Raw genomic sequence first — 14,154 nt, 5'->3', positions numbered from 1 at the left:
CGTGGAATCGTCGCCCTCGATCATGGTGATCTTGCGTTTCGGTTCGGGCTTGGACTCTGGTTCGGGGCGGGGTTCCTGTTTGACCGCGGTGCGCAACTGATTCACCGTGGCGTACTGCACCAGTTCGGCGTAGTGCTCATCGCAGCCCTGGCCGCCATGTTCGGCGATGACCCCGAGCTGATCGAGCGACACCCGTCCTTCCTGTAACCCTGTGACGCAGCGTTCAAGTTCGTCGATGCGGTGGGCGATGGCGACCNTGTTCGGCGATGACCCCGAGCTGATCGAGCGACACCCGTCCTTCCTGTAACCCTGTGACGCAGCGTTCAAGTTCGTCGATGCGGTGGGCGATGGCGACCATGGTGTCGGCGTTACGGGGTGAGACACCGGTCTTCCAGGCCACCAACGCCTCCAGGGAACGACACCCTGTGGCACCCCACAAGGAGTTGCCGTCATCCGTGCCTCTCCCGTCGATCTCGGCGATGATCTCCACCAACCGGCCATCGAGGGCATTACGTTGCCCGATCAGCTCACCCATCTCCTCGAACAACACCTCGATACGCCGCACCGGAGGCACGTGCTCGGCGTAAGCGGTTGTGGGAGGCGGCATATCACGATTTTAGTCGGGGGGTCCGACAAGTTCGGTCGCGGTGATGGAGGGCCATGATGCTCAGTCAAATCTGAACTAGCGTTGACCGCGTCTCAATTTTATGGAACGGTATTCCAAAATCGAATGCGAGGTTCCGATGCTTGTCAGCGATGCCCTGATCGCCACCTATGGTGAGCCGCTGTTGCGGCTCAGTACGGGTGCGGGCAGCCAGATCGACCGGGTCGGCACGCTGGATGTGGCGGTCGGCGGTGCCGAACTGAACGTCGCGGTTGCGCTGACCGCACTCGGCCGCCCGGCGCGTTACATCAGCGCCGTTCCCGACTCGCTGCTCGGCGATCGGGTGATCACCGAACTGCGCTCCCGCGGCGTGCTCACCGACCACGTGCAGCGGGTACCGAACGCGCGGCTGGGCCTGTACTTCGTCGAACACGCCTGCGCACCACGGGCGCACCGTGTGGTCTACGACCGGGCGGCCACCGCGTTCGCCGCCGCGGCCGTGGACCACGACGCCCTGGACGGCGTCGGCACCCTGATCGTCAGCGGCATCACCGCTGCCCTGGGGTCCGGTCCCGCAACGCAATTGGTGCAGCTGGTCGCGGCCGCACGCGCACGGGACATCCGTGTCGTCGTCGACATCAACTACCGGGCACTGCTCTGGTCGCCGGCCGCGGCAGCGGCGGCATTGACCCCGCTGCTGCGATCGGCCGACGTCGTAGTGTGCGCGGCGCGCGATGCACACACGGTGTTCGGCGTCGACGGCCCACCGCCGCAGCGCATACACACGCTGCGCGAGCGATACGCCCCCGATGCCGATCTCGTCGTGCTGACCGACTCGGCCAACGGTGCCGTCGCGGCCTCTGCGCAGGGGGAGTGGTCCGCAATTGCCCCCGCCACCACCGTCATCGACCGGTTCGGCGCGGGCGATGGGTTCACCGCCGGCCTGATCTGGAGCCTCACCGCGGGCGAGGAACCGCAGCGCGCGTTGGCGGCAGGGGTGGCACTGGCCGCAATGGCCTGCACCCTCGACGGCGATATTGCCGCCTTCTCGGAGGGCGAATTGCGCTCTGTCATTGATGATCCGACCGCGGCGATGGTGCGATGACCTCCGCTGAAGCGCTGGACCGTCTCCGGCGGGAACGGGCGTTGGTCCTGCTGCGCGCCGAGAACATCTCCGAGGCCGTGCTCGACGCCTTCGTCGAGGGCGGTCTGGGCGCGATCGAGGTCAGCCTCGTCGCGCGGGATGCCACCGACACCATTACCCGGCTACGAACACGGCACCCCGAGCTGCTCGTCGGCGCCGGAACGGTGCGCACGGCAGCCCAGGCCGCGGCCGCAACCGCCGCCGGGGCGCAGTACCTCATCTCGCCCGCCGCGGCACCCGAGGTGGCGCAGTGGTCCAGGCAGCACGACATCCTGCACGTGCCCGCCGTGCTGACGCCCACCGAAGTGGACACCGCGCTGCGCAGCGGTGCTCCGCTGCTCAAGCTGTTCCCCGCCGCGCGCCTGGGGCCCGGCTACGTGCGCGATCTTCGTGCGCCCTTCCCCGAAGTGGAATTCCTTGCCTCCGGCGGCATCTCGATCGGCACCGTCCCCGACTACCTGGCGGCCGGGGTGAGCGTCGTCGGTCTCGGTGGAGCGCTGGCCGCCTCATCTGATCCAGACGAAGTCCGAACCCTGACCCAAGCCCTCGTGAAAGCGGCCCACCTGTGAACCTGACTCTGGCGGTACTCGACACCGCCTACGGCGACATCTCCGTCGAACTGGCCGCCGCCGCGGAGGCCGGGGTGCGGGTCTTCGACGCCCGCGACGACGACCGGGGCGCACAGGACGCCGACGGTGTGCTGGTGCAGTTCGCCACCATCGGGGCCGAGGAGATGGACGCGCATCCCCGCTGGCGGGCGATCGGGCGCTACGGCGTCGGCTTCGACACCATCGACATCGACGCAGCCACCGCCCGCGGTATCCGCGTGGTCAACGTCCCCGACTACTGCGAGGAAGAGGTCGCCACCCACGCCGCGGCCCTGGCGCTGGCGTCCGTGCGGCGAATTTCGGAGGCCGACAAACTGATCCGCAAAGGCGGTTGGGGATACTGGCGTGACCTCAAGCCCATCCCGGCGCTGTCGGAGTCCACGCTGGGCGTGATCGGGCTGGGTCGAATCGGCCGCGAAACCCTCCGCCTGCTGCGGCCGTTCTTCGGGCGGGTGGTGGCCTTCGACCCATACGCCGAGGACGTCGCAGATATCGAGCGGCTTCCGCTGGATGCGGTGCTGTCCGCGTCCGATGTGGTGACGCTGCACCTCCCGCTCAACGAGGGCACCCATCATCTGATCGATGCTGCCGCGCTGGCGTTGATGAAGCCGAATGCCCACCTGGTCAACGTCTCTCGCGGCGGGCTCGTCGACTCCCGAGCACTCGCCGACGCGCTGAGCAGGGGAGCGCTCGGCGGAGCCGCGCTGGACGTGCTGGAGACCGAGCCGCCGGCCGCCGACGATCCCGCGCTCGGTGCGCCCAACCTCATCGTCACCAATCACCTCGCCTGGTACTCGGACAGTTCCGAACCGCGCCTACGGGGACTGCTCGCATCCCGATGCGCAGCGGTCCTGGTCGGTGAAGAGGCGCCGTCGATCGTCAATGGTCCGGCGCTGGCCGGTCGCACCCGAGAGGAAATCCGATGACTGCTGATCATGCGCTCTTCGCCGTCCTGGACGCCGAGTCGCTGCCACTGGAGCCCTCCGACCCACCGGCCCGGGTGGTCGCCGGTTCCCCGCAGTGCGCCGAGAAGGTGATCGTCGCCGTCGGCGATCTCGAGATCGGGGTCTGGGAAGTCACTCCCGGCCGTTTCCTGTCCGCCAAGCCCGATATCGGCGAGGTCATGCACTTCATCGCGGGTAGCGGCACGCTCACGCACGCGGACGGCACGGTCACCGACATCGGTCCCGGGGTCACCGTGTCGCTGCGGCCGGGGTGGAGTGGGGAGTGGCACGTGGTGCAGACCGTGCGCAAGATCTACGCCGTCTATCCCGGCGTCGGCACGGAAACATCAACGGGTCCAACGAGTTAACTCCAAATATCCAAACGACACATTTCAGAAACGCAATATTGGTACGGTGTTCCAAAATCCTAGGGAGGTGAAAACATGTCCGGCGAAACCACAGTACAGAGCGCCATCGGAACACCTGGCGCACGCCGATCGGTGATCGGCCCCCGCACAGTCCGGCTGGGCCTCGTGCTGCCCGTCATCGTGGTGTACGCGCTGTTCTTCGTCTGGCCGATCCTGACGGTGTTCCTGCGCAGCATCAGCGAGAAGGGCCGATTCGACGCCGCCGCACCGAAGTGGAGTTTCGACGCGTACGGGCAGCTCTTCCAAGATGACTTCCTGCTGCTCGTCGAATGGCGCACGGTGGTGCTGGCGGTCAACTCGACCCTGATCACGATCCTGCTCGCCTTTCCCACGGCCTACTTCATCTCACGCCTGCGGCGGCGCACCGCGACGCTGGTGCTGCTGTTGGTCCTGGTGCCGTTCTGGATCTCGATCGTGGTGCGGCTGTTCTCGGTGACCTCGATCCTGAGCCCGAACGGTCCACTCAACCAGCTGTCCATCTTCCTCGGATTCGGCCCACTGAACCTGCTGTACACACCGGTGGGCACGCTGGTCGGCACGGTGATGTACCTGCTGCCGTACATGATTCTGGTCCTCTACGCCGGCATGGTCGCAGTGGACAACAACCTGCTGCTCGCCGCGCGCACCATGGGCTCGTCTGCGGCCCGCACCTTCTTCACCATCTACCTCCCGCTGATCCGGTCGTCCCTGATCAGCGGTGGCCTCCTGATCTTCATCTTGGCGCTGGGTTTCTTCCTCGTGCCGGCAATCCTCGGCGGCCCGACCGAACAAACCATCTCGGTCTACATCCAACAGCAGATCGACGTGTTCCGCTGGGCCATCGCCAGCGCGATGGGCATCCTGCTGCTGGTCGCCACCGTCATCTGTTACATCGGGGTCGTCCGGCTCACCGGTGAGTTCAAAGTCGGTGTGGGCTCGGTGCAGGTCAAGGGAGTCAGTGCCGAACAGCCGTTCCGGTGGTCGGTCCCCATGGTGTGCTCGGCCGTCGTGTCGTTCATCACCATCGCCGTCCTCGTCGTCCCCGTCCTGTTCGTCTTCCCACTGTCCATCGGCGAGACCGGCACCGTGGTGTTCCCGCCCCGTGGCTTCACCCTGCAGTGGTACGCCGAGGTGTTCACCACCGCGACCTGGCTGGGGCCGATCGGGCAGAGCCTGGTGGTCGGCGCGGGCACCGGTGTGCTGTCCGTGGCGATCGGCCTGGTGCTGGCCCGGTTGATGCGCTCGATGACCTCGACCGCGGGCAAGGCCCTCATCTCCGGGCTGGCCTTCGCCCCGATCATCACCCCGGCGATCCTGCTCGCGATCGGGATGTACGACGTGCAACTGCAACTCGGGCTCACCGGCACCGTCGGCGGATTGATCCTGGCGCACACCATCATTGCCGCGCCGCTGTCGTTCGCGCTGATCTCGGCCGCCATGAACGGTGCCGACCGGGGGCTGGAGGAAGCCGCGTGGACGCTCGGCGCGTCCCGCACCCGCGCCTTCTGGGTGGTCGTGGTGCGCGCCATCCTGCCGAGTGTGGCCGGGGCGTTCGTCATCGCCTTCGTCACGTCCTGGGACGAAGTGGTCCTGGCGCTGTTCCTGCAGACGGGTCCCACCAAGACCCTGCCCGTGACGATCTACAAGTACCTGGAGAGCGGGATCGTCCCCACGGTGCCGGCCGTCGCCTCGCTGCTGGTCACCTCCGTCGTCGTCATCCTCGCCATCCGCGGGGTCTTCACCGTGGTGCGGAACAAGCGTGCCCAGAAGGTTCAGGAGTCATAAATGGGCAGCACATCAGGCGCCGGCGGGTCCCGCGGCGAGGTCACCGCCACCGCGGTCGGCCTCGACTACCACGGCGTGCCCGCGCTCGACGATGCCGACCTGCACGTCGAGGCGGGCGAGTTCTTCACGCTGCTGGGCCCCAGCGGTTCGGGCAAGACCACCCTGCTGCGGATCATCGCCGGCCTGCTCGACGCCACCCGCGGCCGCGTGGACATCGACGGCCAGGACGTCACCCAGGTGCCCACCCAGCACCGCGACATCGGCTTCGTCTTCCAGAACTACGCGCTCTTCCCGCATCTCACCGTCGCGCAGAACATCGAGTTCGGGCTCAAGGTGCGCCGGCTGGACACCGCCGCACGTCACCGCCGGGTCCAGGAGATGCTCGAACTGGTGGCCCTCGGCGGACTCGGGGACCGCGCACCCGGACAGCTCAGCGGCGGCCAGCAGCAACGGGTGGCGCTGGCCCGCGCCCTGGCCCAGGGCCCGCGGGTGCTGCTGCTCGACGAACCGCTGGGCGCACTCGACCGCGCCCTGCGCCAGGACCTCGGCGCCGAAGTCCGTCGCATTCAACAACAGTCGAACACCACCGCCATCTACGTCACCCACGATCAGGACGAGGCGTTCATCCTGTCGGACCGGATGGGGGTCATGCGTGACGGCCGGATCTGCCAGATCGGGCGGCCCGAGGACATCTACCGCGACCCCAAAGACCTTTTCGTCGCCCGATTCCTGGGACAGGCCAACCTGTTCGACGTCGACATCCTGGAACGCACCGATGACATCGTCACCGTCGCCCGCGGCGAGCATCGGGTGCGGGCCAGGGTCGGCGAGCGGATCACCGACGCCGAGGCGACCTGTGTGGTCAGGCCGGAACAGATCGCGCTGTGCAGCGACGCACCGCCCGAGGGCTACGACCTCCTGGGCCGTGGCGAGGTGACGGTGTCGCGCTTCCTCGGGCAGCGGCACAGCGTCCACATCACCATCAACGGCTCCGAGGTCACCGCCGACCTCGATCCCTACGGTCGGGTCCCCAAACCCGGCGACGTCGTCGGCGCCTGCGTGCGGGCCGGCCACGCCGCACTCATCCCGCGCACGCTCTGAGCCCTCCACCCTCCACGCACCTCACGAAAGCAGGAACATCATGGGAATCAACGGTATTCGCGCTCAGCGGGTGGCCGCGGCACTGGCTGTCACCGCGCTGGCGGTCACCGCGTGCGGCTCGGGCGGATCCTCGGAATCGGACGAGGGCTCGGCCGCCGGGGGCGACATCCTGTTCTACGACACCAGCGGCGGCGACGTCTGGACCCAACTCAGCGAAACACTGTTCGCCGACTACACCACCGACACCGGGGTGACGGTCACCGACGACTACAACGAAGCCGCCACCAAGTTCTTCGGCGCCGCCGAAGCCGGGCAGGTGCCGTGGAGTCTGGTGTTCTTCCCGACCGTCAACGACGCCCGAAATGCCGCGGAAGCAGGCTATCTCGCCGAGATCGACACTGCGAAAGTGCCGGTCGACAAGCTCACCGAAGGCACCTACGACGAGCACGGCATCCAGGTCGGCACCTTCGGCATGGTGCTGGCGTGGGACGGCGAGGCCTACGATCAGGCCCCGACGTCGATGAGCGATCTGTGGGATCTGCAGAAGTTCCCCGGCAAACGGTGCTTCTTCAACAACCCGCAGTACGGGTGGACGCTGGAGGCCGCACTGCTCGCCGACGGCGTCGCTCCCGCCGATCTGTACCCCCTCGACGTGGACCGCGCGCTGGGCAAGCTCGACGAGATCAAATCGGACATCACCTGGTGGACCAGCGGTGCCCAGTCCATCGAATCGTTCGAGAACGGCTCCTGCGATATCGGCATCCTGTGGGCCAACCGCGCCTCATCGGCCAAGGCCGACAACGGATTCCCCATGGAGATCAGCTGGAACGGCGCCGGCTACTCCAACAGTGTGTGGGCCATCCCCGCCGATGCCCCCAATCAGGCCGCCGCCCAGGAACTGCTGGCCAACGTCATCAACAACAAAGAAGGCCAGATCGCTTTCGCCTCCAAGATCCCGACCCCGATCCCGGCGTCGGTGACCGACGTGAAGCCCGATGACTTCCCCGAAGAGGTGCGGCAGTTCCTGCCCATCGGGGACAACGTGTCCGGCGCCATCACGCAGGACACCGATTACTACGCCACCAATCTCGACACGGTGGTGGATCAGTTCAACCGTTGGGTCGGTCAGTGATCTCCGGTCCAACCATCAATCACCTAGGAAGACCACGATGAAGATCGTCTGCATCGACGGAGAAGCGCAGTACAAAGACATCGTGCTGCGCGACGTCGCCGCACCGCTGGAAGCCGCCGGACACCAATTCGACTGGTTCGAAGAGTCTTTCGCCGATGTCGAGGCCACCATCGCCCGTGCGTCCGGCTACGACGCGCTGTATGTCGTCGGCGATCAGGGGCCGGTGCCGCCCGGACTGCTGCGGGCCAACCCCACCGTCACACTGGTCAGCTTCGTCGGCACCGGGGCACGCCGCTTCGTGGCCATGGACGAGGCCGCCGAATGCGGTGTCACGGTCACCAATGTTCCGGACTTCGCCAGTCAGAGCGTTGCCGAGCATGCGCTGGCGCTCGTCTTCGCCGCCGCCCGCCGGATCGCGGAGGGGGACAACCTCGTCCGCGCGGGGCACTGGGAGAAGAAGCAGGGCCTCAAGCTCGCCGGGCGACGGCTCGGTGTGGTCGGCGCCGGAGCGATCGGCAGCCGGATGATCAGCCTGGGCAAGGGCATCGGCATGGACGTCGTGTACTGGTCGCGCACCGCCGATGCCGCCCGTGACGAACAGCTCGGGGCCCGGCGGGTCGAGCTCGACGAGCTGTTCGCCAACTCGGATGTGGTGTCGTTGCACCTGACACACACCGAGGAGACCGACGGCATCATCTCGCGTCCGCTGCTGGAGAGCTTGCGGCCCAACGCCATTCTGGTGAACACCGCCCGCGCCGAGATCGTCGACCAGGCGGCACTGGCCGACGTTCTGGCCCGCGGCGCCATTTTCGGCGCCGGTATCGACGTCTTCCTCGAAGAGCCGCCGCACCCGGATTCGCTGCCGCCCGCCGGTGCGAATGTCGTGCTGTCCGCGCACGTGGGTTTCCACACCGACGAGGCCGACGACGTCTTTCGGCTGGCCGGGGAGAACATCCTCGCCTTCGCCGCCGGCACACCCACCAACGTCATCGAATAGCAGACAGAGAGAAGATCAATGAAGATCCAACACGCCACCCACCCGGATGACCTCGCTGCCCTCAACGGCCAGGACCTGCGGAACCGATTCCTCAACCAGGATCTCTTCACACCCGGTGAAGTCCGGCTCACCTATACCCATCACGACCGGATGGTGCTGGGCGGAGCGGTTCCTGCGGTCGGCGAGTGGCTCGCGCTGCCGGTGCCCGCAGAGCTGCGTTCCGAGTCCTTCTGCGAACGCCGCGAACTCGCGGTGGTGGCGGTGGCCGGCGCGTCGCGAGTGCGCGCCGACGGGCAGGAATGGGAACTGTCCAAGGGTGATGTCCTATATCTGGGTCGCGGCGCTGCCGACATCGCATTCTCCGGCACCGAGGCCGACAGCGCGCTGTTCCTGGCGTCGGCGCTGGCTCACGTGAGCCACCCGCACACGCTGGTCACCCTCGCCGACGCGGACGCCACCGCGGCCGGCGAGACCGAGACCGCCAACAAGCGCACCATCTACAAACACCTGCAGCCAGGCGGGGTGCCCACCGCGCAGCTCGTCCTCGGGATCACCGCACTGGAGCCGGGCAGCGTGTGGAACAGCATGCCGCCGCATCTGCATGACCGGCGCACGGAGGCCTACCTGTACTTCGATCTGCCGGAATCGCACCGCATCCAGCACTTCATGGGCCGCCCCGACGAACTGCGCACCCTCACGATGAGCAATCTGAACCTCGTCGTGTCACCCAGCTGGTCGGTGCATTTCGGGGCGGGCACGTCGAATTACGCGTTCGTGTGGGTGATGGCCGGTGAGAATCAGGCCTTCACCGACATGGATCAGGTCGCGATCTGCGATCTGTGCTGATCGCGCAGTTAAGGTTTCGGAAGTCGGCGGCTTCCGTGCAGTCGGGTGCAACGGGAAGAGGACGGTGATATGACGCCGAGTGAAGCGGAGCCCATTGCGGGCACCCAGAGTCTGGACCGGGCGTTGCAGGTCCTGCTGCGGATCGCCGAGGAGCCCCCGCCCGGGCTCACGTTGGCGGCGTGCAGCAGCATCCTCGGCTACAGCAAGCCCACCACCCAGCGCATGTTGCGCACGTTGGTCGCCAGGAACTTCCTGGCCTACAACGAGGAACTCGGCGTCTACGCCCTGGGTGTCGCCAACGCGCAGTTGGGGTCTGAGTATCTGCATCGGCTGGATCTGCGCCGGGTGGCGTTGCCGGAGATGCGGGCGCTCGTGGCGGCCACCGGGGAGACCGCGCACCTGGGTGTGGTGACCGGTCAGGACGTCGTCTACATCGAGCTGGTCGATTCACCGCATCCGGTGCGGATTTTCAGCCGGGTGGGTGATGCCGTGCCCGCGTACGCGACCGCGATCGGCAAGGCCATTCTGGCGTGGACGGATGACAGCGTCCTGTCCCGGCACCTGCCTGAGGTTTTCGTACCCCGCACCGCGAACACCCTGCGTGACCGGGAGGCCTTGCAGGCCGACCTCTCCGATGCACGTCTGCGTGGCTATGCCATCGACGATGAGGAGAACCGGACGGGGATCAGGGGCTATGCCGCCCCGATCTTCGATCACACCGGAGCGGTGTCGGCCGCGGTGAGCATCGGTGGGCCGGCTGACCGTGTCGATGTCAGCGCCAACGACCGGTTGGGCGGCGCGGTGATCGAAGCCGCCGGCGCGATCTCGCGCCTGCTCGGTCACCACATCAAGGCCAAAGCGTCCGAGCGTGACTGACCGGACACCGCTCATCGGGCGCACCGCCGTGGTCACGGGGGCCAGCCGGGGGATCGGCCTGGCGATTGCGGAACGCCTGGCACGTGACGGCGCCGACGTCATCGGTATCGCACGATCCATCGACGCACTGCAGAACTGTGGCGACCGGGTGCGCGGCGCGGGCCGGGAATTCGTGCCCGTCGCAGCGGCTTTGGAGTCACGGCCGGACCTCTACGCGGCGATCGACGTCATCGGGCCGATGAATGCCGACATTCTGGTGCACGCCGCGGGGATCAACAGGCGTGCCCCGGCCGTCGACCACGGAGATGAGTTGTGGGACGAGGTCATCGCGGTCAACTTGACCGCGCCGTTCATCCTGACCCGCGAACTCGGGCGCGAGATGGTGGCGAAAGGTTCCGGCAACATCGTCTTCGTGGCGTCGATGCTGAGCTATCAGGGCGGCGTCACGGTGCCCGGATATGCCGCGAGCAAGGGGGGCGTGGCGCAACTGACGAAGGCCTTCGCCAACGAGTGGGCCGGGCGGGGCGTCAACGTCAACGCGATCGCCCCGGGTTACGTGCACACCGACATGAACGATGCGCTGCTCGCCGACACGGAACGCAATACCCAGATTTCGCAGCGGATTCCTGCGGCGCGGTGGGGGAGCCCGGACGAGATGGCGGGCGCGGTGGCCTTTCTCGCCTCAGCCGACGCGCGCTACATCCACGGCACCATCGTCAACGTCGACGGCGGGTGGCTGGCGCGCTGATCTGTGGCCGCGACGGATCAGGCGACGGCGGCGTCAGTCGCGCTCTGCTTGGCGGGCGCCTGCGCGCAGGTGACGCATTCGGCGGAATCGATGTCGATGTGTCCGCAGCTGGTGCAGATGAAAGGGATCATGCGCGGGCCTTCGGTTCGTTGGTACGGCGCCGTATCGCGCCTGTGCCACGCATGTACCCCGCAGGCCGTCGAGTCCAAACCGGCGTGGGTGAACAGCAGATGAACTTCGTGTGGCACCGGACCGGTCAAGGTCCGGTGCCACACGAATCGATCAGTAGTCCCAGGTGGCCGGGATGAACCGGAAGCCACCGCCGGCGACCGCCACGTGGCAGACCGAGGGGAACGGCAGGTGGGTGGCCACCAGCTGCTCGCGGGAGGCGGCGAGCTCGGTCAGCAACTTGATCCGGACCCGTGTCGACTCCTCGGGATCGTGTTCGAAACCGTTCTGCCATTCGGGGTTGTCGAACCCGGGCTGGAACACCGCGTCACCGGCGAAGGTCAACGCCTCGCCGCGCGACTCGATGCGCACGATGCTGTGGCCGGGGGTGTGGCCACCGGTGCGGCGCAGCAGCACGCCGGGCGCCACCTCGTACTCGTTCTCGAAGGTCCGCAGCTGGCCGCGGTAGAGGTCGAGGAACTGCGCGGCGGTCTGCCGCAGCACCGGCGGGATCGCCGCCGGCATGACGGTGCGGGTGAAGTCGGGAGCTGCCCAGAACTCGGCCTCGGCGGTGGCGACGTGCACCCGCAGGTCGGCGCGCAGCTTGTTACGCAGCCCGTCGACGAGCAGTCCGCCGATGTGATCCATGTGCAGGTGGGTCAGCACCACATCGGTGACCGAGGACGGCTCGATCCCGGCGGCCACCAGTCGCATGCTCAGCTGACCGGCGCGTGGGAAGTCCGGGAATTCCGTGCCGAGACCGGAGTCGATGAGGATGGTCTTGCCGCCGCTGCGCACCACGGCCACGTTCAGCGGCCAGTCCAGGATCTCCGGGGGCAGGAACATGTCCTTGAGCCAGGCCGAGTATTCGGCCGGTTCGGCGTTGGTGGCCATCGTCGAGGCGGTGATCGGCAGCACGCCGTCGCTGATCACCAGTACATCGATATCGCCTACCTGCAACGCGTAGCGCGACGGCACCAACTCGTCGAGCCCTGTCCTACCCAGATCTGCAACGCTGTCCACGCTCATGGTGTTCTCCTGATCGTCGTGTCGACGAAGGTGCGGGCTGCCCTTCTACCCGCTCGAACGCACGCTTTTCGCAGAGTTTTCCCGACCCCGAGAATTCCCTAATTCTCGGCCCGCACCGTCTCCCAGGACGCTTCCTGGCCGGGAAGCTCGAATGCGGCGCGATTGGCGGCGGTGAACTCCTCGACGGTCACTGCGGGAGTTCCGGTGATCACCTCGACGAGATTGTCGGTGCCGGCGAAGATGCCGTCGCGGTAGTCCTGGGCCACGTTGCTCAGATGCTGGATGAGGAAGGGTGTCGCGCCTTGTGCCGTCAATGCCCGCCCGAAATCCGCGATGTCGACCGGCTCGTAGCGCACCGGAAAGCCCAAGATCTGTGCCATCTTCTCGGCGATCTGGGCATGGTTCAGATCCACTGGTCCGCGCAGCGGGTAGATCTGGCGGTCGTGAGGTGCTGGATTGGTCAGGATCGCCGCGATGACCCGGGCCTGGTCGGCGCTGGTGATCGGTGCGTGACGTCCGTCGGCGAACGGAAGGCGCAGCGTTCCCTGGTCGTCGCGGCGTGACCACTGCCAGAGCAGCCAGTCGGCGAAGAACGTCGGCCTCAGATGGGTGGTGATCAGTGCGTTGCGATCCCACATCCGCTCACTCAGCCAGTGCTGTTGGGCAGCATGACTTTTGGCCTCACGCCGGGCCGAGATCTGGGACATGTTGACCACCGAACGCACGCCGGCCTCGGCGGCGGCCTGAGCGAAGATCGCGGTGGCCTCCAATAGTCCGCCCGGGTCGATCGGGTAGCAGAAATAGGCGGCGGACACCCCGGCCATCGCGGAGCTCACCGCGCCGAAGTCCAAGAGATCGGCCGCGATGACCTCGGCGCCGAGCAGGCTCAGCTGCTCGGATCGCTCGTCACGGCTATGGACGAGCGCCCGCACCGACGCGCCCTGCGCGCGAAGGAGTTCCACGGTGCGTGAGCCTGTCTTTCCGGTAGCCCCGGAAATCAGGTAGACGTCGGGGCTCACCGGTTCACGTCCAACACCGTCGTGGGGGTCGGTTCACACTGTGCGACAGCGGTTGTCATCGGTTACTCCTGAAGTCGTTTTGAAGGTTGGAATATCCAACCAACTGGAGCTTAGGCATAGTTGGTTGGAAATCGCAACCGACCATTTCCGTGAACTGTCGAGGTGTAGGTTGGAGAAGTCAACTCACTCATCTGACGGAAGGCGCCGAGGCCGATGTCACCCACAAGGTCGCCGCAGCCGCGGACCCCGACGCCACGGGCCTGCCCGATTGCGGCGTCGCTGGATATCCTGGGGGAGCGCTGGAGCTTGCTGGCTGTGCGCGAAATCAGCTACGGCACTCATCGTTTCGATCAGATCGCGAAGTACACCGGCGCGTCGCGGGATATCCTCACGGATCGGTTGCACAAGCTTGTCGACGCCGGCGTCCTCGAGCGCCGCCAGTACAGCGAGCGCCCACCGCGGTACGAGTATCACCTGACCGAGGCCGGAAGCGAGCTCGCGCCGGTATTGACCGCGCTGACGATATGGGGCAATAAATGGGCGCCCGACGCCCCGTACACGTCGACCACCCATGACTGTGGGCAGCCACTGGCCGTCCACATGGTCTGTGATCACTGCGGCGGCGCAGTCGGCGCCCCCGCCGAGTTCGGCTAGTGTCCTGAGTCATTAATTACGATCTAGTTGTTAATCTGGGTTGTGCCGACCCCTCATGCTGCTGAGATTGTGTTGTCTGCCGCCGAGCGTGC

General features: G+C 66.7%; 15 protein-coding genes and 1 pseudogene. 12 read left to right on the top strand and 4 right to left on the bottom strand.

Annotated elements, in window-relative coordinates:
• Both ASE48_RS33440 and ASE48_RS33435 read right to left on the bottom strand, forming a co-directional pair.
• A pseudogene (locus ASE48_RS33440) lies at positions 1–256 on the bottom strand (hypothetical protein); the annotation flags it as partial.
• A gap of 1 nt (position 257) precedes the next feature.
• Positions 258–535, bottom strand: a 278-nt coding sequence (locus tag ASE48_RS33435; RefSeq protein WP_442928727.1) for a DUF222 domain-containing protein, incomplete at its 3' end; no start/stop codon positions are given.
• Positions 536–743: 208 nt separating this feature from the next.
• Here ASE48_RS33435 and ASE48_RS16475 point away from each other — a divergent pair.
• The 11 genes from ASE48_RS16475 to ASE48_RS16425 all read left to right on the top strand — a co-directional run bounded on the left by ASE48_RS16475 (position 744) and on the right by ASE48_RS16425 (position 11,192).
• Positions 744–1,709: a sugar kinase gene (locus tag ASE48_RS16475; RefSeq protein WP_162264241.1), complete on the top strand. Its 966-nt coding sequence runs from the start codon at positions 744–746 to the stop codon at positions 1,707–1,709.
• Entirely contained in the window at positions 1,706–2,317 is a 612-nt protein-coding gene (locus tag ASE48_RS16470) for a bifunctional 4-hydroxy-2-oxoglutarate aldolase/2-dehydro-3-deoxy-phosphogluconate aldolase (RefSeq protein ID WP_057168195.1), read from the top strand. The genes ASE48_RS16475 and ASE48_RS16470 overlap by 4 nt, the downstream gene beginning before the upstream one ends.
• A complete protein-coding gene (locus tag ASE48_RS16465; protein ID WP_057168194.1) occupies positions 2,314–3,282 on the top strand; it encodes a C-terminal binding protein in 969 nt (322 codons plus the stop codon). Before ASE48_RS16470 ends, ASE48_RS16465 begins: the two co-directional genes overlap by 4 nt.
• Positions 3,279–3,668, top strand: coding sequence for a cupin domain-containing protein (locus ASE48_RS16460; protein ID WP_057168193.1), 390 nt, complete (start codon positions 3,279–3,281; stop codon positions 3,666–3,668). Before ASE48_RS16465 ends, ASE48_RS16460 begins: the two co-directional genes overlap by 4 nt.
• Positions 3,669–3,743: 75 nt before the next feature.
• Positions 3,744–5,492, top strand: a complete 1,749-nt coding sequence (locus ASE48_RS16455; protein ID WP_082614238.1) for an ABC transporter permease subunit — start codon at positions 3,744–3,746, stop codon at positions 5,490–5,492.
• Entirely contained in the window at positions 5,493–6,593 is a 1,101-nt protein-coding gene (locus ASE48_RS16450) for an ABC transporter ATP-binding protein (RefSeq protein ID WP_057168191.1), read from the top strand.
• Positions 6,594–6,633: 40 nt separating this feature from the next.
• Complete coding sequence (locus ASE48_RS16445; protein WP_082614237.1) at positions 6,634–7,725, top strand: extracellular solute-binding protein; 1,092 nt, start codon at positions 6,634–6,636, stop codon at positions 7,723–7,725.
• A 37-nt stretch (positions 7,726–7,762) separates the two neighbouring features.
• Positions 7,763–8,722 (top strand): 2-hydroxyacid dehydrogenase, encoded by a 960-nt coding sequence (locus tag ASE48_RS16440; protein ID WP_057168189.1) that lies wholly within the window; start codon positions 7,763–7,765, stop codon positions 8,720–8,722.
• Positions 8,723–8,740: 18 nt separating this feature from the next.
• Entirely contained in the window at positions 8,741–9,568 is an 828-nt protein-coding gene (kduI, locus tag ASE48_RS16435) for a 5-dehydro-4-deoxy-D-glucuronate isomerase (RefSeq protein WP_057168188.1), read from the top strand.
• Between the two features lie 69 nt (positions 9,569–9,637).
• Entirely contained in the window at positions 9,638–10,444 is an 807-nt protein-coding gene (locus ASE48_RS16430; RefSeq protein WP_156409238.1) for an IclR family transcriptional regulator, read from the top strand.
• On the top strand, positions 10,437–11,192 hold the full coding sequence (locus ASE48_RS16425) for an SDR family NAD(P)-dependent oxidoreductase (RefSeq protein ID WP_057168186.1): 756 nt from the start codon (positions 10,437–10,439) through the stop codon (positions 11,190–11,192). Before ASE48_RS16430 ends, ASE48_RS16425 begins: the two co-directional genes overlap by 8 nt.
• A gap of 282 nt (positions 11,193–11,474) precedes the next feature.
• Here the strand turns inward: ASE48_RS16425 and ASE48_RS16415 are convergent, their stop codons facing one another.
• Both ASE48_RS16415 and ASE48_RS16410 read right to left on the bottom strand, forming a co-directional pair.
• Entirely contained in the window at positions 11,475–12,389 is a 915-nt protein-coding gene (locus ASE48_RS16415; RefSeq protein WP_057168184.1) for an MBL fold metallo-hydrolase, read from the bottom strand.
• Between the two features lie 98 nt (positions 12,390–12,487).
• A complete protein-coding gene (locus tag ASE48_RS16410) occupies positions 12,488–13,408 on the bottom strand; it encodes an NmrA family NAD(P)-binding protein (protein ID WP_057168183.1) in 921 nt (306 codons plus the stop codon).
• A 213-nt stretch (positions 13,409–13,621) separates the two neighbouring features.
• Here ASE48_RS16410 and ASE48_RS16405 point away from each other — a divergent pair, with 213 nt between their 5' ends.
• The gene (locus ASE48_RS16405) at positions 13,622–14,062 is read left to right on the top strand and encodes a winged helix-turn-helix transcriptional regulator (protein WP_057168182.1); all 441 of its coding nucleotides are present in this window, start codon (positions 13,622–13,624) and stop codon (positions 14,060–14,062) included.
• Positions 14,063–14,154 lie beyond the last annotated feature (92 nt).

Source organism: Mycobacterium sp. Root265 (assembly GCF_001428895.1).
Lineage (GTDB): Bacteria > Actinomycetota > Actinomycetes > Mycobacteriales > Mycobacteriaceae > Mycobacterium.
Note: the sequence above shows the minus strand (reverse complement) of the source record. Positions and strands in the feature narration are given on the sequence as shown.